Below are 21,057 nucleotides of genomic sequence, written 5' to 3'. Positions count from 1 at the left end.
AAGAGGGTGCGGCGGCGCGCCGGGGCGCCGGCCGCTTCTCAGGGTCTGATGTCTTCGGGCGGCCCGGACCGCCGGGCCGCTCAGACGTTGAGCAGCAGGAACTCGCGTTCCCAGGGGCTGATCACCTGCATGAAGGTCTCGAACTCGCCGCGCTTGACGCCGGCATAGAGGCCGATGAACTCGGCGCTCAACACCTCCGCAAGCGCCGGATCCGACTCAAGCAGCGACACGGCTTCCAACAGGCCGCGCGGCAGGTCGATCGACCCCTCGTTTGCGGTGTCTCCCGTCGGCTCGGTCGGTTCGAGCTGGTTCATGATGCCAAGCAGGCCGCAACCGAGCGAGGCCGCAAGTGCAAGATACGGATTGGCATCCGATCCCGGCAGGCGGTTCTCGACGCGGCGCGCGGCGGCATCAGACACCGGCACACGGAAGGCCGTCGTGCGGTTGTCGTAGCCCCAGGCATTGTTTACGGGCGCCGACATGTCGGGCGTCAGGCGCCGATAGGAGTTCACATAGGGCGCCATCATGACGAGTGTCTTCGGCACATAGGCCTGCATGCCGCCGATGAAGTGGAAGAACTCCCTGGATGCCGATCCATCCGGATTGGAGAAGACGTTCTTGCCCGTGTCGATCTCGACCACCGACTGGTGGATGTGCATCGCCGAACCCGCCTGACCCTGCATGGGCTTGGCCATGAAGGTGGCGTAGATGCCGTGTTTGAGCGCCGCCTCGCGGATGGTGCGCTTGAACAGGAACACCTGGTCGGCCAGCTCGACCGGATCGCCGTGGCGCAGGTTGATTTCGAGCTGCGCCGGACCTTCCTCGTGGATCAGGGTGTCGATCTCGAGCCCCTGCTTTTCCGAGAAGTGATAGATGTCGTCGATCAGTTCGTCGAACTCGTTGATCCCGGCGATGGAATAGCCCTGGCCGCCCTGGATGGCGCGGCCGGACCGGCCCTTCGGCGGATGCAGCGGATAGTCGGGGTCCTCGTTCATCGCGACGAGGTAGAACTCGATTTCCGGTGCCACGACCGGCTTCCAGCCGCGGTCGCGATACATGTTCACGACGTTCTTCAGAACATTGCGCGGCGTATAGGGCACGCTTTCGCCCGTCGAGCCGACGATGTCGCAGATGACCTGCGCGGTGGGATCGCTTTCCCATGGCACCACGGAGAGCGTCGACAGATCCGGCAGCAGCTTCAGGTCGCTGTCGCGCGGCTCATAGCGGAAATTGCCGGTCTCTTCCGGGTAGTCACCGGAAATCGTGTGGCGGTAGAGTGCGGAGGGCAGCGCCAGCGAGGTGTTCGAGGTGAACTTCGACGACGGCATCATCTTTCCGCGCGGCACGCCTGCGAGGTCCGGCGTGATGCATTCGATATCCTCGATACCGCGGGCCCGAAGCCAGTCTGCGGCGTCCTTCCAGGTCTTTACCCCACGTGGCACGCTGATGGAGGGAGGTATTTTTCCAGAGCGTACGGCTTTCTCGATTGTAGGGGTAACGACTTTCTTTTTGGACGGCATGACACACCGGGTTTGTTGACGATGGCGCCATCATAGACAGAGTTTAACCCTTTACTAGCTCCCCCCGGGGGGTAGAAATGCCGAATTCTTCAGGAAAATCTGTTTTCTCGCCCGATTGACTTTCCGCCCGTATGGCCGAAAGGAGAGTGCGAACAGGGATCGTAGACGTGGCAGAGCGGCGGGACGTCGTCATTATCGGAGCGGGCGCGGCGGGCATGATGTGCGCCATCGAGGCGGGCAGGCGTGGCCGCCGCGTGCTCGTGCTTGACCATGCGAAAGCGCCCGGCGAAAAGATCCGCATCTCGGGCGGCGGCCGCTGCAACTTCACCAATATCCATGCCGGCCCGAAGAATTTCCTCTCCGCCAACCCGCATTTCTGCAAGTCGGCGCTCGCCCGCTACAGCCCCCGCGATTTTCTCGATCTCGTCGAGCGCCACCGGATCGCCTGGCACGAGAAGACGCTCGGCCAGCTGTTCTGCGACAACTCGGCGAAGGACATCATCGCCATGCTGCTCGCGGAAATGAAGGCGGTCGGCGCAGAGCTTCGCCTATCCACAGCGGTAAGTGCCGTCGACCATGACGGCCATTCCTTCCGCGTCGTGACGGAGAACGGTGTGGTGGAAGCGGCGTCGCTGGTCATCGCCACCGGCGGAAAATCCATCCCGAAGATGGGCGCGACCGGCTTCGCCTACCGTATCGCCGAACAGTTCGGCCTACCGCTTGTCGAAACCCGTGCCGGTCTCGTGCCTTTGACGCTGGATCCCGCGACGCTTGCCGCGCACGACGGCCTGCCCGGCGTTGCGGTGGACGTCATCGCCCGTCACGGCAAGACCGAGTTCCGCGAAGCCGCACTCTTTACGCATCGGGGTTTGAGTGGTCCCGCCATTCTGCAAATCTCCTCCTACTGGCGGGAGGGCGAGGAGATCGCCCTGCACATCTGCCCCGACGTGGATTTTGCGTCCGTGATCGCCGCTGCCCGGCGCCAGAACGGCCGCCAGGCCATGCAGACCGTGCTTGCCGAGCATATGCCGAAGAAGCTTGCCCAGCTCCTCGTCAACGATCTCGGCATCAATGGTTCGCTGGCCGAACAATCCGGCCGCAGCGTCGAGGCGCTCATCCAGAAGCTGCGCGACTGGCGAATGCGCCCGCCTGGCTCCGAGGGCTACCGCACGGCGGAAGTGACATTGGGTGGTATCGATACAGCAGCGCTCGATTCCCGCAGCATGGCGGCGAAGACGGTGCCGGGCATCTATTTCATCGGCGAGGCGGTGGACGTGACCGGCTGGCTCGGCGGTTATAATTTCCAGTGGGCCTGGGCCTCTGGCCATGCCGCGGGCCAGGACGCCTGATCACGAAGTCTGCGCGCCGCTCTTTACCGTCCGTTAAGACCTCGGGGCGGATGCTCTCGCAATGTCGGCATGCCCCGCACGGCAAAGCGTGGGACAACATGATGTGGGCCGGCTGGCCGGATCATCCGGGGTTGCCCGTAGTGTCTCGTAACGGAGTATCGCCGCATGCCTGCAAAACGCCGCCCCGCCCGCGCCATTGCCATCGCCTCTGCCGAGGAAAGCAGCCGCCGGCTCATCGCCATCGGCATCAATTGTGCGCTTGCAGCCGTGCTCGTCGCGGGCCTTGCCATCGTTACGCTTTGAAGCTTTTTGAATCGTCATAAATCGGTTTAAAAAGTGATGGAATTTTAAAGATTGCCGATGATGATCGCCGGATAGGGTTCCGGAAGCCGCGTCCCATGACGGATGCATGCGGCTGGCAATGACTGCTCCCCCGGATGCGCGGCATTGCTGCCGCATGACTGTCGGTAATCCGGCGTCCGAATCCTGGGGAGGCTCTTAAAAAGGGCAGGGGTGGAGCACGCCGACAACGGATGTTCCGCTATGTTCATTGATAAGATTCTCGCCCGCTTCAAGATCCAGACGAAGGTTCTGGTCTTCATTTTACCCTTTGTGCTCTCCATCTGCGCCGTCGGCTTCACCGGGCTCTATGCCTCCGGCCTGCTGCAGGGCCGCATGGAGATTTCCAACAGCGTCCTCCAGTCGCTGAGTGGCTTCAAGGACGTCTATGCCGGCATGAACCGCTTCCTGCAGAACACCAGCGAGGAAAGCCGCAATGCCGTGCAGGAGCGCCTGACGGCGCAAGGTGCCGTCCTTCAGGACACGATGGATGGTCTGGCACCCGATGCCGACAAGTCCAAGCTGGTGGATGCCCAGGCCCAGACCAAGGACATCGAAGCGCGCATGGAAGGGCTCTGGTCGCTCTATGTGAACGAACTCGCGCTGCATGACACGATGGCCAAGAACCTCAACACGCTGTCCAGCGAGCAGATGAAGATCCTCGACGAGGCGACGAAACTCCAGCGCGAGGTGCGGCAGAACGAGAATGCGGCAAAGAGCATGCTGCGCGAGGCCGAGCGCCTGACCGCGGCCAGCAAGTTTTTTGGCGACCTGCTCTCCGAATTCAGCCGCGGTGCGACGCCGGACGATCAGTTGAAGCTCATCAAGGAACGCTATCCGTTCATCTCCAAGACCGACCGCTCGATCGCGATGATCCTGCCGAAGAGCCAGAAGGTCGTCTCCATCACCATCCGCAACACGATCGATGAGCTTGGCGGTTTCCTCTCCTCGACCGATCCGGCAAGCGTCACGGTGCCCGAGATCGGGCGCCGGGTGAACCGCTTCCGCCAGGTCACTATTCAGCTCCAGGGTGCCGCGTCGGAAAAGATGCGCGAAGCAACCCGTATCTTCAGCGAACTCGACGCGCCGATCATCAAGTCCGAGGCCGTGCTTGGCTCGACGCGCAAGCTGGTGTCGTCGATCGATGACATCGAAGTCGCCGCCGCGCGTTTCCTCGGCCAGACCTCGCAGGACAATCGCGTCAAATTGCTCGGCAACATATCCATCCTGCGCATCGACATGAACAGCCTGCGCGGCAGTGCCAGCGGCCTGCCTTTCTTCGACAAGGTCGATGAAACGCTGAAGCCGGTTCTCGAGCGGATCGAGGCGGACAGTGCCGCCCTCGTCAAGATCAGCACGGAGCGCGCCGCCGATTTCGAGACCGCCGGCCAGTCGATCGACACGATCTGGAATCTTCTGAGCCAGTTCGCCGAAGAGCAGAAGGTCAGCGCCGGCACCGAACGCGAAAAGGCCAATCAGGTCTCGGTCCTCGCGACCGTCGGCGGTGCCGCCATCGCCGTCCTCGCCGGCATCGCTCTGGTGCTGACGCTGAAGGGGCCGATCAGCCAGATCACCGGTGCCATGCGCCGCCTAGCCGATGGTTTCCTTGACACCGGCATTTCCGGCGAAGGTCGTGCCGACGAGATTGGCGACATGGCGCGCGCGCTTGGCGTCTTCAAGGAAAACGCTTTGTCGAAAATCCGCGTGGAAGCCGAAAGCGAACAGCAACGTGCCGCGGCCGAAGCCGAGCGCGCCCGCAATGACGCTGAAAAACAGGCCTTCGACCGACAGATCGACTTTGCTGTCAACGCGCTCGCCGCCGGCCTCGGCCGTCTGGCGCAGGGTGACCTGTCACGCCAGATCGACACGCCCTTCACCGGCCGTCTCGAACAGCTTCGCCAGGACTTCAACGTCTCGCTCGAACGCCTGCAGGACACACTCGGCCAGATCCGCAACAACGCGCTGTCGATCCAGCGCAGCGGCGCGGAAATGCTGGACTCCGGCGATGCGCTTGCCAAGCGCACGGAATCCCAGGCTTCGTCGCTGGAGGAAACCGCCGCCGCCGTCGAGCAGATCACCGCGACCGTGCGCTCCTCCGCCGAGCGGGCGCATGAGGCGAACCTCGTCGTCGGCGCCACCAAGCGCAGCGCCGATAGCTCCGCCGCCGTCGTCAACAATGCGATTGCCGCGATGGGCCGCATCGAGGGTGCTTCGCGCCAGATCGAGCAGATCATCGAGGTGATCGACGACATCGCCTTCCAGACCAACTTGCTGGCATTGAACGCCGGCATCGAGGCCGCTCGCGCCGGCGAGGCCGGCAAGGGCTTTGCCGTCGTGGCACAGGAAGTCCGCGAACTCGCCCAGCGCTCGGCCAGCGCCGCCCGCGAGATCAAGGGCCTCATCGAAAAGTCGACAAGTGAGGTCAGCGCCGGTTCGCATCTCGTGCAGGAGACCGGTTCGGTTCTCGCCTCGATCAGCCAGCAGATCGTCACGGTCAGCCAGCATGTCGACATGATGGCGACGGCGAGCCGCGACCAGGCGGCAGCGCTTGCGGAGGTCAACGGCTCCGTCAACCAGATGGACCAGATGACCCAGCAGAATGCCTCGATGGTCGACCTGACGACCGCCGCCAGCCGCAGGCTCGCAGGGGATGCCGACACGCTGATGATGCTGGTCGAGCAATTCCGCCTGGAGGCGGACGAACACGCGGTCTATCGCGCGGCGTGATCGCAGCATGCCGGAAACATCGCGATAGGCTCTATCGCGCTATCTGATTGCTGCTCCCGGAAGCACGGCGGAAATTCACGTCGCCACGCTTCCGGGCGCAGCATTGCCGCGCTATGTCGGTCTCATGGTTGGTTTGACGCACGATACGATCCTGGCCCTGCTGCGACAATGCGCGCGCCGGCATAGCCGTGTCGATCACGAAGCGGACGACCTGGTGCAGGATGTGCTGCTGCTGGCGGTCACGGGCGGGCGCCGGATCACCGATCCGGGTTTTGCGGCCTGGGCGAAGGGCGCAATCCGCAATCATGCCCGCTTTGTCGCCCGCACGGCCGCGCGACGACGTGCGCGCGAGACCGCCTGGGAAAACCCGGACGCCACGGGAGAGACACCTCCACGGTTCGCCAAAGCCTTCATCGCATCCTTGCCGCCGGCGCAGCGCATCGTGGCGCTTCTCGTCAACCTCGGCCTCGACCGCGTGGAGATCACGCATCTGCTGGCTCTGAGCGACACGGCCTTCCGCCAGCGCCTCAGCGGATTGCGCAAGGCCTTCGACGCTGCCGGCGGCGGGGCCGAATTCGGCGTTCCGCCGATGCCGGGCGATGGTCCGGCGCGACGCTCCCTGAAACTCGCCCTCCGTCCGCACGCGGCCCGGGCCTTCGCCATTCGCGACCCGGACGGCATTCCGATTTTCTTTTCAAAGCGTGATCACGTTTCGCCCGGCGACGGCAACTAGCCTTCGCAACAACAGGAGAGTTTCATGAACATGACCTTCAACGGCGTCACGATCATCTTCAACGTCGCCGATATCGAGCGCACGCGTGCCTTCTACCGCGACCATCTCGGCATCGCGTTCGAACGCTACGATGAAGAGGACGGCAGCGCTTATCTCATGACCAAGATCGGCCAGGAGGTCGACCTGATGGTCTTCAAGGGCGATCCGAAACCCGGCAACACGCCCAATGTGGTCTTCGGTCTCGCCGATGGCGGCATCGATACGGTGATCGAACGTCTGGCTGCGGCCGGCGTCGAAATCGTCACGCCCGTCTCGGAGGCGCCGGGCGGCTGGTTCGCTGACTTTCGCGATCCCGACGGCCAGATCGTCTCGTTCTATCAGGCGGGGGAAATGCCGAGAGCGCTGACATAGGCTGCCGGTGATCCCGCACGCTTATCAAGGGCCCGGTTATTCCGGGCCCTTGGCTGCTTTCGACATGCGCAAGGCCCGCAGGAACCTGACGAAACGTGTCCGCAGCGGCGGCGTTTCGCGCAGGTGATCGAATTCGTGTTTGCGGCGGCCGTCTTTTTGCGAAAGCTCGAAAAGGATGGCAAGGCCGTACATGTCCTGCATCTCTGTCTCCTTTGATCAGGCAACGACAAGCCGTGGCGCCGGCAGGGCGCGTCATGGCTGCGGTGGGGTTTGGGCGGCACCAATTGCGCCGTATTGGACGCCGTGACGTTACCCTTCAAATTCGCATTCACGAACGGCAAAAACCGGACTATGTTTTTCAATCATGAAAGACATGTCCTGGGAGTCCTATCGCATTTTTCTGGAGGTTGCCCGCCAGGGCGGGCTGACCGGTGCCGCGCAGGTTTCTGGCCTCAGCCCCGCGACGGTGGGCCGACGCGTGCTGCAATTGGAAGAGGCGATGGGGCGGCCGCTCTTTTTGCGCAGCCAGACCGGTTACCGGCTGACAGGCGAAGGGAAGGCTTTGTTCGAGCAATTGCAGGCGATGGAAGCCATCGCCCGCGGCGTGGAAAGCTGGCGGCAGGAGGGGCAGGGCGCAAGCACCGTGCGGCTGATGGCCGGCACCTGGGTGACGTGGCTCGTCTGCGAGAACATGTCGGCGATCTGTACAGAGCGCGACCCCTTCCGCCTCGACCTGTCGGTTTCCGAGCGCCGGGCCACGCTCGCGCACCGTGAGGTGGATGTCGGCATCCGGGCCGTCGAACCGGTGGAGCCGACGCTGATCAGCCGACCGGCCGGCGATGTGGCCTATGCGGCCTATCGGCGGAAGAATTCGGGCGAAACCCTTGCTGGCCGCTGGCTTGCGGTGTCGGAAGACGATGTGGTCTCCGCCTATCTGCGCTGGCCGCATGAACGGGCAGGCGGCGTGATCGCCGTGCTCGTCAGCCGCCCACGCTCGCTGCTCGATCTCGTGCGTGCCGGGGCAGGGCAGGCCGTGCTGCCGTGTTTTGTCGGTGATCTGGATCCGAGCCTGGAAAGGGCGGGGGACGAAATCCGGGAACTGCGTCACCAGCAATGGATCGTCGCCAACAGCGAAGACCGGCACCGGCGTGATATCCGCACGGTCTCCGACCGGCTGTTCCGCTTGCTCAAGAGCCATGCCGACCTCTTCGCCGGCAAGCGGCCGAGCCGCACATAAAAGAAACCCCGGCGTAGAAGGCGGTTTTCGGTTCGCTCGGATTTGCCCTTGCCAACCGCGGCCTATGCATATTCCGGGTTGCGAATATGACATTTGCTAACCCCTCTGCCGAGTGCGATAAAATGCGTGTGGGACTGTGCGACGATCACTCGGTGGCGTGCCGTGCGTCCCGGAGAAAATGCAATCGAGACAGCACTTTAGGAGGTCTCAGCAATGAGCGCTAAACCAACGATCGTTCTCGTTCATGGATTCTGGGGCGGGGCAGCGCATTGGAGCAAGGTGATCATCGCGCTTTCACGCAAGGGATATGACAAGGTTCGTGCGGTCGAGATGCCGCTGACCTCGCTCAAGGACGATGCCGAGCGCACACGCAAGATGGTCCGGCAGCAGGAGGGCCCTGTTCTTCTGGTCGGCCATTCCTACGGTGGTGCGGTCATCACCGAGGCCGGGGATCTGCCAAATGTCGTGGGTCTCGTCTATATTGCGGCTTTCGCGCCCGATGCAGGCGAAAGCCCCGGTGCGATCAGCCAGGTGTTTCCGCCTGCCGCGATCGCCAATCTCGCGCCGGACAGCGATGGCTACCTCTGGATCAAATACGACAAGTTCCACGAGAGTTTCTGCCAGGATTTGACGGCAGATGAGAGCCTCGTGATGGCAGCGGCGCAAAAGGCGCCGATCGCCAACACGTTCGGTGACACGGTGACGAATCCCGCCTGGAAAAAGAAGCCGGTCTGGTATCAGCTTTCCAGCGAGGATCGCATGATCAATCCCGAGAACCAGAAGCGCATGGCCGAGCGGATGAACCCGCGCAAGCTCATCACCTTGCAGGCCAGCCACGCCTCGCTGGCCTCGCACCCGGCCGAAGTCGCAGCCCTGATCGATGAAGCAGCAAGCGCTGCCGTGTAACGTCGGACTACACGCCTCCTTACGGCTCCCTACAAGGACGCTAGAACATGAAAAATCCCCGGCACAGGGAACGCCGGGGATTTTCTTTGACTGGATATGCCTTGTCAGCCGCGACCCTGCGTCACGATGACCGGGATCAGCAGGTCGCCCCAGTTGCCTTCGCCGCCGTGGTGGCGGGCGGAGCGGACGAGCTCCACCGAGACACCGGCCTCGACCGCCTTCATGACGGACTGGTTGAGGCGGTGCAGGTCGTTGGCGACCATGCGGATCATGGCCTGCTGGTCGGAGGTCATGGCGGACGCCTGTTCTTCGGCGCGTTCCTTGACGCGGGTCTGGACTGTCATGGCATTTCTCCTCTTATCTGAGCATTTGCAGGCAGGTGGTACACCTGCCGTCGCAGGAATGCGGGCTCTATTGGGGTTCTTGAAGGGTTGACGTTCAGGGTTACTCGGCGGCCGGGCGGAACTGTTCGTGCTCGGTCGATTCATGCATGGCGGTGGTCGAGGACTGGCCACCGGTGATGGCCATGGAGACGGCATCGAAATAACCGGTGCCGACTTCGCGCTGGTGCTTGGTCGCGGTGTAGCCGTTGATTTCGGCGGCGAATTCCGCCTCCTGCAGTTCCGAATAGGCCGCCATCTGGCGATCCTTGTAGCCGCGGGCCAGTTCGAACATGCCATAGTTCAGCTGGTGGAAGCCGGCGAGCGTGATGAACTGGAACTTGTAGCCCATCGCACCCAGTTCACGCTGGAACTTGGCGATCGTCGCGTCGTCCAGGTTCTTCTTCCAGTTGAATGAGGGCGAGCAATTGTAGGCGAGCAGCTTGCCCGGATGGGCCTTGTGCACTGCCTCGGCGAACTTGCGGGCCTGTTCGAGGTCCGGCTTGCCGGTTTCCATCCAGATCAGGTCGCAGTGCGGCGCGTAGGCGATGGCGCGGGCAATGCACGGCTCGATACCGTTCTTGACCTGATAGAAGCCCTCGACCGTGCGACCCTTGTCCTTGTCGACGAAGGGCTGGTCGCGCTCGTCGATATCGGAGGTCAGTAGTTTCGCGGCCTCGGCGTCGGTGCGCGCGACGATCAGCGTCGAGGTGCCCATGACGTCGGCGGCAAGGCGCGCGGCGTCGAGGTTGCGGATATGCGCCGCGGTCGGGATCAGAACCTTGCCGCCGAGATGGCCGCACTTCTTTTCCGATGCAAGCTGGTCCTCGAAGTGGACACCGGCAACACCCGCCTCGATGAAGGCCTTCATGATCTCGAAGGCATTGAGAGGGCCACCGAAGCCGGCTTCGGCATCGGCGACGATCGGTGCGAACCAGGTGTCGACCGAAAGGCCGTTGCCTTCCGCCGTCTCGATCTGGTCGGCGCGCTGGAGCGTGCGGTTGATGCGCTTGGCAAGCTCCGGTGCGGCATTGGCCGGATAGAGCGACTGGTCGGGATACATGGCGGACGCGGTGTTGGCGTCGGCGGCGACCTGCCAGCCGGAGAGGTAGATCGCCTTCAGGCCGGCGCGGACCATCTGCATGGCCTGGTTGCCGGAGAGAGCGCCGAGCGCGTTGACGAAGTCTTCCTCGTGGATGAGCTTCCACAACCGGTTCGCGCCGTTCTCGGCCAGCGTGTAGCGGATCTGAACCGAACCGCGCAGCCGCTCGACCGTCTCGGCGGTGTAGGGACGCTCGATGCCGTCGAATCGGCCCTTCGGTGCGCTTGGAACGAGGTTGTAAAAGTCAGTCATAATGTCCTCCGGTATGGTGTCTCGGGATCGGGCTGTGGTCCTTGTCGCTGCCCGATTTCATGTGACATTATTTACATCGCAGCGCACAATTCGACGAGAGAAAACCGGTAAATCAAGGCGATAATCGAGTAACGATGTCTTGTCTTTGACAGGAATGATCTGTAAAAAAGTAAATCTTGTAAATTCTCTCGGCGGCTCACCGGTGTAAAGGATTTGACATATGGCGGAGAACAAGATTTTTGCCGGCCCAAAAGTCCGGCGTATCCGCAACACGCTCGGCCTGACCCAGACCGCGATGGCCGAAGGCCTGTCGATCTCGCCGTCCTATCTCAACCTCATCGAGCGCAACCAGCGGCCGCTGACCGTGCAGCTGCTGCTGCGGCTGGCCTCCGTCTACAAGGTGGATCTCGACGAGCTTCAGGGTGAAAGTGCCGGCAATGCCCGCCAGTTGCGCGAAGTCTTCGCCGATCCGCTGCTCGCCGGCGAGTTGCCGGGCGATCATGAGCTGGTGGAAATCGCCGATTCCGCGCCGAATGTCGTGAGCGGCATTTTGAAACTCCACCGCGCCTATCGTGAGCAGGCCGCGCGCCTCACCGACCTCGCCGACCTGCTTGCCCGCGAAGGCCATGCAACGACGCTGTCCGGCACGCTTCTGCCGATGGACGAGGTGCGCGACAAACTGGAGGGCCGCCCCAACTATTTCGGCGCCATCGACGAGGCGGCCGAGCGGTTTCATGCGGCTCTTGCGCCGGGCGACGATCTGCCATCGGCGCTGAAGGGGTGGCTTCGCAAGGAGCACGGTGTCGTCGTGCGCCTTCTGCCTGTGCATACCATGCCGAACCTGCGCCGCCGCTTCGACCGGCACTCCATGCGCCTCTTCCTGTCGGAGCGCCTGTCGCCCTTCGACCAGATGCGCGAGATCGCCATGGAGACCGTGCAGCTCGCACTTCAGGACGAGATTTTCGCAGAGCTGAACCTGCTCGCTTTCTCCACGGCGGAAGCCAAACGCATCGCCCGTTTCGAACTGGCGCGTTATGCCGCCCATGCACTGATGATGCCCTACGAGGCCTTTCACACGGCCGCGCAGCGCGCCCGTTATGATGTCGATGTGCTGCGCTCGCGCTTCGGCGTCTCCTATGAGCAGGCGGCGAACCGGCTGACCATGCTGCAACGGCCCGGCAAGGCGGGCGTGCCCTTCTTCATGCTGGAGATCGATAATGCCGGCCACCGGTTTCGCCGCGCCGGCGCGCAAGGCTTTCCGCAGGCCCGTTTCGGCGGCGGCTGTCCGAAGCTCGGCGTGCATTCGGCCTTTGCCCAGCCGGGGCAGATCCTCGTCGATCGCGTCGAAATGCCGGACGGCGGCGCGTTCCTGACGGTGTCGCGGACCCTCGAAGGGCCGCAGGGCGCCTTTGCCGAGCGAGTGCGCCGCACCGCTCTCCTCCTCGCCTGCGATGCGGCCCATGCCGAGGAAACGGTCTATGCCGAAGCGGTGCGGCGGGACGGTGCCGTCGCGGTCGGCACGGCCTGTCGGCTGTGCGAGCGCCAGGGCTGTCTTGCGCGGGCCGAGCCGCCCGTGACGCGGCCGGTCGGACTGGACGAAATGGTCGCCGGATTGAGCCTTTTCGACTTTCAGTAAATTTCTACTTGCATTCCGCCGTCGTTAGGGCTTCAAATATGATAGGAATGGGAACAATGTGATATCAAAATCGCCGCGCCTTTGCGTAGAATGCAGCTTGTCGCCTCTCGAAAAACAACCATAATCGGCGGCTGTTCTTCATACGAACTCATAGGCACGGAAAAAAACTGGGAGATAAATCAATGGTAAGACGTACTCTTTTAGCGACTGCTGCCGTTGTCGCACTGTTTGGTGCCGGCGGTGCGCTGGCGCAGGAAAAAGTCGTTAACGTCTACAACTGGTCGGATTATATCGACTCCTCGATTATTGACGATTTCACCAAGGAAACCGGCATCAAGGTCGTCTACGACGTCTATGATTCGAACGAGATCCTTGAAACGAAGCTTCTCGCCGGCGGCACGGGCTACGATGTCGTGGTGCCGACCAACACCTTCCTGCAGCGCCAGATCGCGGCCGGCGTCTACCAGAAGCTCGACAAGTCGAAGCTGCCGAACCTGAAGAACATGTGGGACATGGTTGCGACACGCATGCAGCCGTTCGATCCCGGCAACGAATATTCGATCAACTACATGTGGGGCACGATCGGCATCGGCTACAACAAGGCCAAGATCAAGGAAGCCCTCGGCACGGACCAGATCGATAGCTGGAACGTGATCTTCGATCCGGCAAACGCCGAAAAGCTCAAGGATTGCGGCATCAACCTGCTCGATTCGCCGACCGATATCATCCCGGTCACGCTCGCCTATCTGGGCCTGAACCCGGACAGCCATGACCCGGCCGATCTCGCCAAGGCCGAGGAAGCGCTGCAGAAGATCCGCCCCTTCGTGCGCAAGTTCCACTCCTCCGAATTCATCAACGGCCTCGCGAACGGTGACATTTGCATCGCCGTCGGCTGGTCGGGCGATATCTTCCAGGGCCGCGACCGTGCCGAAGAAGCCAAGAACGGCGTCGAGGTCGGCTACGTGATCCCGAAGGAAGGCACGCAGATGTGGTTCGATCAGATGGCGATCCCGGCTGACGCGCCGCATGTCGACGAAGCCCACGCCTTCCTCGATTACATCATGCGCCCGGAAGTCATCGCCAAGGCATCGACCTACATCCACTACGCCAACGGCAACAAGGCTGCACAGGCCGTCATGCCGGAAGAGATCATCAAGGACACGACGATCTATCCGGATGAGGCGACGCTGGCGAAGCTCTTCACCAACACGACGCTGGACGCCAAAACGCAGCGCCTGTTCACGCGGGCGTGGACCAAGATCGTGACCGGCCAGTAACCGGTCGAAGACGAGTTGCCCGGAAGATGCTTCCGGGCAATTTCATTTTGACTGCCAAGAAAAGAGATGGGGACAGCTAATGAAATCTCTCGGCAATATCCGTCGTTCCTTCGCACCGTGGACGGATCCGGACGCAAAACCATTCATCACGTTCCGCAATGTCACGAAGAGGTTCGGCGATTTCACTGCCGTCGATGATCTCACCCTCAACATCTACCACCGCGAGTTCTTCGCCCTGCTCGGCGCGTCCGGCTGCGGCAAGTCCACGCTTCTGCGCATGCTCGCCGGCTTCGAACGGCCGACCTCCGGTGAAATCATCCTCGACGGCCAGGACATTGCCGGCATCCCGCCCTACAAGCGGCCGGTCAACATGATGTTCCAGTCCTATGCGCTTTTCCCGCACATGACGGTGGAGAGCAATATCGGCTTCGGCCTGCGCCAGGACGGCATGCCGAAGAACGAGATCGCCGAGCGCGTCACGCAGATGCTGAAGCTCGTAAAACTCGAACAGTTCGCTAAGCGCAAGCCGCACCAGCTTTCCGGCGGCCAGCGCCAGCGCGTGGCGCTGGCCCGTTCGCTTGCCAAGCGCCCGAAGGTGCTGCTGCTCGACGAGCCGCTCGGCGCGCTCGACAAGAAACTGCGCGAGGAAACCCAGTTCGAACTGATGGACCTGCAGCAGGAACTCGGCCTCACCTTCGTCGTCGTGACGCACGACCAGGAAGAGGCAATGACCATGGCCGACCGCATCGCGGTGATGAGCCATGGCAAGGTCATTCAGGTGGCGACACCGGCGGAGATCTACGAGGCGCCGAATTCGCGCTTCGTGGCGGACTTCATCGGTGACGTGAACATCCTCGACGGCAAGGTTTCGGCCAACGGCAACGGCAAGATCGAGCTCGCCGTCAACGAGGGTTTCACCATTCGCACCACGACGGCCAATGGCCCGACGACGGGCAGTGCCGCAGGCTTCGCCATCCGCCCGGAAAAGATGAAGGTCACGCGGGCCGCCCCCGCCGACGCCTCCGTCAATGCGGCCCAGGGCGAGGTCTGGGATATCGGCTATCTTGGCGACATGACGGTCTTCTACGTCAAGCTGGACAGCGGCAAGGTGGTAAAGGCCTCCATGCTGAATGCGCAGCGCGAGGTGGAGGATCCGATCGCCTATGACGAGAAGGTCTGGGTCTCCTTCGGCGAAACCGCCGGCGTCGTCTTGAAGGATTGACCGATGAACAAGCTCGGCTCCGCCATCTTCAGCCGCCTTGTCATCATCCTGCCCTATGCCTGGCTGCTGTTCTTCTTCCTCATCCCCTTCTTCATCGTCTTCCGCATCTCGCTGTCAACCACCGCGATCGCCCAGCCGCCCTATGAGCCGGTCTTCGCGCTGGCGGATGGCCTCTCCGGCATCTTCGCCAAGATCGGGCAGTTCAGTTTCGCGAACTACGTCTGGCTGACCGAGGATGCGCTCTATATGAACGCCTACCTGTCGAGCCTGTGGATCGCCGGTGTCTCGACCCTCGTCACGCTCCTGATCGGCTACCCGATCGCCTATGGCATGGCGCAGGCGCCGCGCACGCTGCGCCCGACGCTGCTGATGCTCGTCATCCTGCCGTTCTGGACCAGCTTCCTGATCCGCGTCTATGCCTGGATCGCCATTCTGAAGCCGGAAGGCCTGCTCAACCAGTTCCTGCTGGGCATCGGCGTCATCGACCAGCCGCTGATCATCATGAACACCAATTGGGCGATCTATATCGGCATCGTCTATTCCTACCTGCCCTTCATGGTGCTGCCGCTCTATTCCGCGCTGGAAAAGATGGACAACACGCTGATCGAGGCGGCGCAGGATCTCGGCTGCCCGCAGATCTCGGCCTTCTGGAAGATCACCTTCCCGCTCTCCATTCCCGGCGTCGTCGCGGGCTGCATGCTGGTCTTCATTCCGGCCGTCGGCGAGTTCGTCATCCCCGACCTGCTCGGCGGATCGCAGACGCTGATGATCGGCAAGACGCTGTGGAACGAGTTCAATGCAAACCGCGACTGGCCGGTCTCGGCTGCCGTCGCAACCATCCTGCTCCTCATTCTGGTCGTGCCCATCGTGTTCTTCCAGAATGCGCAGGCCAAGGCCGAAGAGCAGGGGAGGTAGACCATGAACAGCTGGTCCCGTTTCAATATCGTTTCCGTCGTTCTCGGCTTCGCCTTCCTCTATCTGCCGATCGTGCTGCTGGTCGTCTTCTCGTTCAACGAATCGAAGCTCGTGACGGTCTGGGGCGGTTTCTCGACAAAATGGTATGTCGCGCTCTTCCATAACCAGGGCCTCATGGATGCGGCCTGGGTGACGATCCGCGTGGCGCTGCTGTCTGCCACCGTCGCGACGGCGCTTGGCACCATGGCGGCGCTGGCGCTGACGCGTTACACGCGCTTTCGCGGCCGCCTGCTGTTTTCCGGCATGGTCTACGCGCCGCTCGTCATGCCGGAGGTCATCACCGGCCTGTCGCTGCTGCTGCTCTTCGTCGCCATCGGCTTCGACCGCGGCTTCGTCACGGTGACGCTGGCGCACATCACCTTCTCGATGTGTTTCGTGACGGTCGTGGTGCAGTCGCGCCTGCTGTCCTTCGATCGTTCGGTCGAGGAGGCGGCGATGGATCTCGGCGCCACCCCGGTGAAGACCTTCCTCGAGGTGACACTGCCGATCATCGCGCCCGCCGTGCTGTCGGGCTGGATGCTGGCGCTGACGCTGTCGCTCGACGATCTCGTCATATCGAGCTTCACCTCCGGTCCTGGTGCTACGACGCTGCCCATGAAGATCTACAGCCAGGTGCGTCTCGGCGTGACGCCGGAGATCAACGCGGCCTGCACGCTGCTCATCGGCTTCGTCGCCATCGGCGTCATCATCGCATCGATCATGACGAAGCGGCGCGAAGTGCAGCGTGTCCGAGACGAGCAGGCGGCCTTCGCCGGCCGCTGATATCTGTCAGGAAACTACTGGCGGGGCGTCTGCCCCGTCAGGATGGAAATCGGCGAGATCACCGGTTCCGGCCAGGAGCCGCCGACAAAGAAGCTGATGGCGGGTTTGACGACGGCGGTCGCATCCGCCTGTGGTCGGTCGGCGAGCGAGCCGGCGAGCGCCACGCTGCCGCTGCGATAGGGGATCATGCCCGAGAGGGTCAGAAGCGTCTCGTTGCCCTCGATTTCGGCTTTCGTCAGTTCCGCAAGGCCCCGGTCGAGCTTAGCCTCCACATCGGCCCGCACGAAATCGAATGATCCGTCCGCCGCCTCGGAAACGTTGAAGAAGGCATTCTGCCCCGCCCGTTCCTCGAAGGCCTGCTGGTTGAAATGGGTGAGCGTGCCCGGCCCCATGCGCAGACGGAACTGACCGGAGACGTCAGAGGGTGCTGTCGCCCACAGGGGCCGCTCCGTCGACAACTCGAAATTCGCCGTCCCGCGTCCTGACGGCAGCGGCCCCGGCAGGGCGAGCGTGTTTATGATCGCTCCGATATCCACGTCGCTCAGTGACATCTGCAAGTGGCCGCCGCCCTGGAAGCCCTGTTCGGAAAGCGAGATCCGTCCGGTCGCACGTCCGCCCAGCAACGTGCTGTCGCCGACGTCGAAGGAGGCGCGGCCGTTCTCGATGCGCATGCCTGCAGCAAGGTCTTGCAATGAGAACGGCGCAAAATCCGCCGTCTTCGCCGACAGCCTGAGGTCCATGCCGAACTGGTGCACGAAGGCGGTATCGATCGTGGCGGTGTTCCGCTCGGCGCCGGGTGCGAAGGCGGTCAGGAAGGCGCGCAGGTCGATGTGATCGAAGGCGAGCGTGCCGCCTAGCTGCGGTATGCCGTCCGGTGGCACGCTGACGTCGAGCACGCCTGTTGCCTGCGTATCGGCAAGCGTCAGCTTGAGCTGTTCGAGTTTCGCCGAGTAGCCGGCCGTCGCCACCTTCGCTTCCACCGTCACCTGGCCCATATTGCCGACCGAGGGGATTTCCTTGCCCTGCCAGGCCAGAAGGTGGCCGAGCGATGGGGTGGAGAGCAGCAGGTTGCCGGAGACGAAGGCGTTCCTGGAAAGATTGGCGAGGCCTTCGAAATTCACCGTTGTCGGATCGGCGGAGAGATTGGTGCGTACATTGGCGTTGCGTCCGGCGAGCAGCGCCAGCGGCTGGTCACAATAGAAGGTCCAGCGCGTCATTTCGCCATTGACTACGCCGGACAGCGTCAGGTCGAGCGGCCGCCGGAGGGCGGACCAGTCGATATCGCCATTGATGTCGGAGATCCGGAACGGCGCGCCGCCGTCTTCTCGCTTCACCTCGATCGTTCCGTCGACCACGTTGATCGCGCCGATGCGTTCCGCGGGCAGTTCGGGCGTCGCCTGTCCTTCCGCCACCGCGGCGGTCGCGTCGATCGCCTGCATCAGCCAGCCGCTATGGCGCCAGTTGAACGTGCCATCGCCTTTCCAGCCGACGTGGATCGTCGGCCGCACGAGATCGAAATCGCCGAAGACCGGCTTGCCACGCACCGCGCCGAAGAGGTCGAAGCTTGCTGTAAGGCTCTCGATGGAGGCGAGCTCCCTGTTGCCCGCTTGCGCCTGCGGATCGACGAGGCGCACGCTGCCGATCGTCACCTGCGGATAGGGCCAAAAGGAAAACGCCGCCTCTCGCCCGATCTCGACGTCAGCACCCGTCCAGGCTTTCAGCGTTTCCTCGATTTCCCGGCGCACCGTATCGGTCTGGATGAGGAACGGAAAACCGATGCGCACGGCCGCGAAAAGGACGACAATCGCAAGGAAGCCCAGCACCAGATGCCGTGATTGGAAAAAACGGGAAAGGATCATTCGGGTGCAGGTCCTTGGCCGGCAGCGTTCACATTTCTACAGGCGAACGGGGATAGGCGCTTGGGGCCAAGAAATCAAATGGCGCCATGGCGGAATTGCGTTCTCCAACGGCGCGAACCGGCGTTCGCCGCTTTATACTGCGACGCAACATGCTATACGAGGTGCGATGGAGTGGAGAACAGCATGACGTCAGAAAAGCCCCTGTGGGAACCTTCGGCAGAAATCCTGACAAAAAGCCCGATGGCCCAATTCATGAAGACCGCCGGCAAGGCCGCGGGACGCGACTTCAGAACCTTTGACGATCTTCACGCCTGGTCGGTGGAAGATCGCGCTGCCTTCTGGACTGCCGTCTGGGACGATTGCGGCGTCATCGGTGTGCAGGGGAACGTGGCGCTCGAAAACGGCGACCGTATGCTCGAAGCGCGCTTCTTCCCCGAGGGACGGCTGAACTTTGCCGAGAACCTGCTGAAAACGGCAGGCCCTGGCGATGCGATCGTCTTCCGCGGCGAAGACAAGGTCTCCTATCGCTGGTCCTGGGATGACCTTCGCGCGCGTGTCTCGAAGCTGCAGCAGGCCTTTGCAGCACTCGGTGTCCGCGAGGGCGACCGTGTCGCCGCGATGATGCCGAACATGCCGGAAACCATTGCCTGCATGCTCGCCACCGCGTCGCTGGGCGCCATCTGGTCTTCCTGTTCGCCCGATTTCGGCGAGCAGGGCGTACTTGACCGCTTCGGCCAGATCGAACCGAAACTCTTTGTCACCTGCGATTCCTACTGGTACGCCGGCAAGCTCCAGGATGTGTCCGCCAAGGTGCAGGCGGTGGCCGGCAAGCTCGGCGTGCCGGTCCTCGTTGTGCACTATGCCGGTGATGCCGAGGCGCTCGCCGCGTCGCTTGCTGATGGCCGCTCGCTCGAAGCGCTGACGGCGCCGTACGAGGCGAAGCCTTTGACCTTCGCCCAACTCCCCTTCCGCCATCCGCTCTATATCCTCTTCTCGTCCGGAACGACCGGCGTCCCGAAATGCATCGTGCATTCGGCCGGCGGCACGCTGCTGCAACACTTGAAGGAGCACCGCCTGCATTGCGGGCTCGTCGAGGGGGACCGGCTGTTCTATTTCACGACCTGCGGCTGGATGATGTGGAACTGGCTGGTCTCCGGTCTTGCGGTCGGCGCCACGCTCTGCCTGTTCGATGGCTCTCCGTTCCATCCGGACGGCAACGTGCTGTTCGACTATGCCGAGGCGGAAAAATTCGCCGTCTTCGGCACGTCGGCGAAATATATCGACGCCGTGCGCAAGGGAGGCTTCACGCCGCTCACCACGCACGACCTCTCCAGTCTGCGCCTGCTCACCTCGACAGGCTCGCCGCTCTCGCCCGAGGGCTTCACCTTCGTTTACGAGGGCATCAAGCCGGACGTGCAGCTCGCCTCTATTTCCGGCGGCACGGACATCGTCTCCTGCTTCGTGCTCGGCATTCCGCTGCGGCCGGTCTGGCGTGGTGAAATCCAGGGGCCGGGCCTCGGCCTGGCGATGGACGTCTGGAACGAGGACGGCCATCCTGTGCGTGGCGAAAAAGGGGAACTGGTCTGCACCAGGGCCTTCCCCTCCATGCCGGTCATGTTCTGGAACGACCCGCAGGGTGAAAAGTACCGTGCGGCCTATTTCGAGCGCTTCGACAATATCTGGTGCCATGGCGATTTCGCCGAATGGACGAGCCATGACGGCATCATCATTCATGGTCGCTCGGATGCAACGCTGAACCCCGGCGGCGTGCGCATCGGTACCGCGGAAATCTACAACCAGGTCGAACAACTGGACGAAGTCCTCGAGGCGCTCTGCATCGGCCAGGACTGGGACGACGACGTGCGCGTCGTGCTCTTCGTGCGCCTTGCGCCTGGCGTGGTGCTGGACGCGGCGCTGGAAAAGACGATCAAGACCAAAATCCGCACTGGCGCCTCGCCGCGCCATGTGCCGGCAAAGATCATCCAGGTCGCGGACATACCGCGCACCAAATCCGGCAAGATCGTCGAGCTTGCGGTGCGCGAGGTCGTGCACGGCCGGCCGGTAAAGAACAAGGAAGCGCTCGCCAATCCCGAGGCACTGGGCCTCTTCGCCGATCTGGAGGCGCTCAGATCGTGAGCGCCTCCCGGGTTAACGCCCGTTTAACCGCTTGCATTAACCAAGTTCGCGAAGTTGTGAACAAAAGGTTTGTGCCGAAACCGGTCGGGTAAGGTTTTGTTAAGTCGGAACGGGGCAAAGTCGTATCAACTTGAGCGCGCCCGATGGAGGGCTTTGGTCGCACCCGACCCGATGGCATGAAGCCGTTCACCTTCGCTTTTGTTGGACAGCATTCACCTATCGGGGCGGCTTTTG

At 62.6% G+C, this 21,057-nt stretch carries 18 protein-coding genes; 13 read left to right on the top strand and 5 right to left on the bottom strand.

Translation table 11 applies throughout. The annotated features are described in order from the left end of the window. Positions 1 to 80: 80 nt before the first annotated feature. Positions 81 to 1,520 carry a glutamine synthetase family protein gene (locus GR138_RS04700; protein WP_160857483.1) on the bottom strand — a complete coding sequence of 480 codons (1,440 nt, stop codon included), beginning with the start codon at positions 1,518 to 1,520 and terminating at the stop codon, positions 81 to 83. 167 nt (positions 1,521 to 1,687) lie between these two features. Between GR138_RS04700 and GR138_RS04695 the strand changes: the two genes are divergently transcribed. The 5 genes from GR138_RS04695 (at position 1,688) to GR138_RS04675 (ending at position 7,079) form a co-directional block, all read left to right on the top strand. After that, positions 1,688 to 2,869: an aminoacetone oxidase family FAD-binding enzyme gene (locus GR138_RS04695; RefSeq protein ID WP_160857482.1), complete on the top strand. Its 1,182-nt coding sequence runs from the start codon at positions 1,688 to 1,690 to the stop codon at positions 2,867 to 2,869. A gap of 165 nt (positions 2,870 to 3,034) precedes the next feature. Beyond that, entirely contained in the window at positions 3,035 to 3,172 is a 138-nt protein-coding gene (locus GR138_RS04690) for a hypothetical protein (RefSeq protein WP_160857481.1), read from the top strand. A 240-nt stretch (positions 3,173 to 3,412) separates the two neighbouring features. Next, entirely contained in the window at positions 3,413 to 5,935 is a 2,523-nt protein-coding gene (locus GR138_RS04685) for a methyl-accepting chemotaxis protein (protein WP_160857480.1), read from the top strand. Between the two features lie 124 nt (positions 5,936 to 6,059). Further along, the gene (locus tag GR138_RS04680; protein WP_160857479.1) at positions 6,060 to 6,668 is read left to right on the top strand and encodes an RNA polymerase sigma factor; all 609 of its coding nucleotides are present in this window, start codon (positions 6,060 to 6,062) and stop codon (positions 6,666 to 6,668) included. Between the two features lie 24 nt (positions 6,669 to 6,692). Beyond that, a complete protein-coding gene (locus GR138_RS04675) occupies positions 6,693 to 7,079 on the top strand; it encodes a VOC family protein (RefSeq protein ID WP_160857478.1) in 387 nt (128 codons plus the stop codon). A 36-nt stretch (positions 7,080 to 7,115) separates the two neighbouring features. Here the strand turns inward: GR138_RS04675 and GR138_RS04670 are convergent, their stop codons facing one another. Further along, on the bottom strand, positions 7,116 to 7,280 hold the full coding sequence (locus tag GR138_RS04670; RefSeq protein ID WP_160857477.1) for a hypothetical protein: 165 nt from the start codon (positions 7,278 to 7,280) through the stop codon (positions 7,116 to 7,118). Positions 7,281 to 7,443: 163 nt separating this feature from the next. Between GR138_RS04670 and GR138_RS04665 the strand changes: the two genes are divergently transcribed. Further along, complete coding sequence (locus GR138_RS04665) at positions 7,444 to 8,316, top strand: LysR family transcriptional regulator (protein ID WP_160857476.1); 873 nt, start codon at positions 7,444 to 7,446, stop codon at positions 8,314 to 8,316. A gap of 213 nt (positions 8,317 to 8,529) precedes the next feature. After that, positions 8,530 to 9,222, top strand: coding sequence for an alpha/beta hydrolase (locus tag GR138_RS04660; protein ID WP_160857475.1), 693 nt, complete (start codon positions 8,530 to 8,532; stop codon positions 9,220 to 9,222). Positions 9,223 to 9,326: 104 nt separating this feature from the next. Here GR138_RS04660 and GR138_RS04655 read toward each other — a convergent pair whose 3' ends face one another. Both GR138_RS04655 and aceA read right to left on the bottom strand, forming a co-directional pair. Next, on the bottom strand, positions 9,327 to 9,566 hold the full coding sequence (locus GR138_RS04655) for an SMc00767 family acetate metabolism repressor (RefSeq protein WP_069059911.1): 240 nt from the start codon (positions 9,564 to 9,566) through the stop codon (positions 9,327 to 9,329). Between the two features lie 100 nt (positions 9,567 to 9,666). Beyond that, positions 9,667 to 10,956: an isocitrate lyase gene (gene aceA / locus GR138_RS04650; RefSeq protein ID WP_160857474.1), complete on the bottom strand. Its 1,290-nt coding sequence runs from the start codon at positions 10,954 to 10,956 to the stop codon at positions 9,667 to 9,669. Positions 10,957 to 11,176: 220 nt separating this feature from the next. On the opposite strand from aceA, the gene GR138_RS04645 reads away from it, so the two are divergent. The 5 genes from GR138_RS04645 to GR138_RS04625 all read left to right on the top strand — a co-directional run bounded on the left by GR138_RS04645 (position 11,177) and on the right by GR138_RS04625 (position 16,828). Continuing rightward, positions 11,177 to 12,592, top strand: coding sequence for a helix-turn-helix domain-containing protein (locus tag GR138_RS04645; RefSeq protein WP_160857473.1), 1,416 nt, complete (start codon positions 11,177 to 11,179; stop codon positions 12,590 to 12,592). A gap of 167 nt (positions 12,593 to 12,759) precedes the next feature. Next, positions 12,760 to 13,869 (top strand): polyamine ABC transporter substrate-binding protein, encoded by a 1,110-nt coding sequence (locus tag GR138_RS04640; protein ID WP_202402541.1) that lies wholly within the window; start codon positions 12,760 to 12,762, stop codon positions 13,867 to 13,869. A 79-nt stretch (positions 13,870 to 13,948) separates the two neighbouring features. Further along, positions 13,949 to 15,091, top strand: a complete 1,143-nt coding sequence (locus GR138_RS04635) for an ABC transporter ATP-binding protein (protein WP_160857471.1) — start codon at positions 13,949 to 13,951, stop codon at positions 15,089 to 15,091. A 3-nt stretch (positions 15,092 to 15,094) separates the two neighbouring features. After that, complete coding sequence (locus tag GR138_RS04630) at positions 15,095 to 16,006, top strand: ABC transporter permease subunit (RefSeq protein ID WP_160857470.1); 912 nt, start codon at positions 15,095 to 15,097, stop codon at positions 16,004 to 16,006. A 3-nt stretch (positions 16,007 to 16,009) separates the two neighbouring features. Beyond that, on the top strand, positions 16,010 to 16,828 hold the full coding sequence (locus GR138_RS04625) for an ABC transporter permease (protein WP_160857469.1): 819 nt from the start codon (positions 16,010 to 16,012) through the stop codon (positions 16,826 to 16,828). A 14-nt stretch (positions 16,829 to 16,842) separates the two neighbouring features. Here GR138_RS04625 and GR138_RS04620 read toward each other — a convergent pair whose 3' ends face one another. After that, positions 16,843 to 18,687, bottom strand: a complete 1,845-nt coding sequence (locus tag GR138_RS04620; protein ID WP_160857468.1) for an AsmA family protein — start codon at positions 18,685 to 18,687, stop codon at positions 16,843 to 16,845. 183 nt (positions 18,688 to 18,870) lie between these two features. Here GR138_RS04620 and GR138_RS04615 point away from each other — a divergent pair, with 183 nt between their 5' ends. Continuing rightward, complete coding sequence (locus tag GR138_RS04615; RefSeq protein ID WP_160857467.1) at positions 18,871 to 20,823, top strand: acetoacetate--CoA ligase; 1,953 nt, start codon at positions 18,871 to 18,873, stop codon at positions 20,821 to 20,823. The last annotated feature ends 234 nt before the right edge of the window (positions 20,824 to 21,057 follow it).

It is taken from the genome of Shinella kummerowiae (genome assembly GCF_009827055.1).
Classification (GTDB): domain Bacteria; phylum Pseudomonadota; class Alphaproteobacteria; order Rhizobiales; family Rhizobiaceae; genus Shinella; species Shinella kummerowiae.
This window is presented reverse-complemented; position numbering and strand designations above follow the sequence as displayed.

Excerpts from the sequence above, each read along its gene's own strand:
- GR138_RS04665 (WP_160857476.1), top strand. The coding sequence starts at position 7,444 with ATGAAAGACATGTCCTGGGAGTCCTATCGCATTTTTCTGGAGGTTGCC.
- aceA (WP_160857474.1), bottom strand. The coding sequence starts at position 10,956 with ATGACTGACTTTTACAACCTCGTTCCAAGCGCACCGAAGGGCCGATTC.
- GR138_RS04690 (WP_160857481.1), top strand. The coding sequence starts at position 3,035 with ATGCCTGCAAAACGCCGCCCCGCCCGCGCCATTGCCATCGCCTCTGCC.
- GR138_RS04635 (WP_160857471.1), top strand. The coding sequence starts at position 13,949 with ATGAAATCTCTCGGCAATATCCGTCGTTCCTTCGCACCGTGGACGGAT.
- GR138_RS04700 (WP_160857483.1), bottom strand. The coding sequence starts at position 1,520 with ATGCCGTCCAAAAAGAAAGTCGTTACCCCTACAATCGAGAAAGCCGTA.
- GR138_RS04680 (WP_160857479.1), top strand. The coding sequence starts at position 6,060 with ATGGTTGGTTTGACGCACGATACGATCCTGGCCCTGCTGCGACAATGC.
- GR138_RS04620 (WP_160857468.1), bottom strand. The coding sequence starts at position 18,687 with ATGATCCTTTCCCGTTTTTTCCAATCACGGCATCTGGTGCTGGGCTTC.
- GR138_RS04630 (WP_160857470.1), top strand. The coding sequence starts at position 15,095 with ATGAACAAGCTCGGCTCCGCCATCTTCAGCCGCCTTGTCATCATCCTG.
- GR138_RS04660 (WP_160857475.1), top strand. The coding sequence starts at position 8,530 with ATGAGCGCTAAACCAACGATCGTTCTCGTTCATGGATTCTGGGGCGGG.
- GR138_RS04625 (WP_160857469.1), top strand. The coding sequence starts at position 16,010 with ATGAACAGCTGGTCCCGTTTCAATATCGTTTCCGTCGTTCTCGGCTTC.
- GR138_RS04675 (WP_160857478.1), top strand. The coding sequence starts at position 6,693 with ATGAACATGACCTTCAACGGCGTCACGATCATCTTCAACGTCGCCGAT.
- GR138_RS04670 (WP_160857477.1), bottom strand. The coding sequence starts at position 7,280 with ATGCAGGACATGTACGGCCTTGCCATCCTTTTCGAGCTTTCGCAAAAA.
- GR138_RS04645 (WP_160857473.1), top strand. The coding sequence starts at position 11,177 with ATGGCGGAGAACAAGATTTTTGCCGGCCCAAAAGTCCGGCGTATCCGC.
- GR138_RS04655 (WP_069059911.1), bottom strand. The coding sequence starts at position 9,566 with ATGACAGTCCAGACCCGCGTCAAGGAACGCGCCGAAGAACAGGCGTCC.
- GR138_RS04685 (WP_160857480.1), top strand. The coding sequence starts at position 3,413 with ATGTTCATTGATAAGATTCTCGCCCGCTTCAAGATCCAGACGAAGGTT.
- GR138_RS04615 (WP_160857467.1), top strand. The coding sequence starts at position 18,871 with ATGACGTCAGAAAAGCCCCTGTGGGAACCTTCGGCAGAAATCCTGACA.